Here is a 243-nt window from a genome sequence, read left to right on the forward strand (position 1 = left end):
GAACTCAGGATGAGTTTTTTAACACCTTTCAAGCGTTATATTCCAATCACAAGCAGATTGTGCTAACGTCTGACCGTTTGCCAAACGAAGTGCCAAAACTAAAAGACCGGTTGGTATCCCGGTTTGCGTGGGGCCTGTCCGTTGACATTACCGCTCCCGATTTAGAGACACGAACCGCTATCCTTAGGGCCAAGGCCAAAGCTGACAACATGAACATTCCAGCGGACGCATTAGGCTACATCG

1 protein-coding gene is annotated in these 243 nt (G+C 48.6%); it reads left to right on the forward strand.

The genetic code is table 11. From position 1 onward, the window contains the following. On the forward strand, positions 1-243 hold a 243-nt coding region (locus AC6UDG_RS07800), incomplete at both ends, for a DnaA ATPase domain-containing protein (RefSeq protein WP_500707006.1).

The sequence above is a fragment of the Fructilactobacillus sp. X2R1C1 genome, from assembly GCF_059901435.1.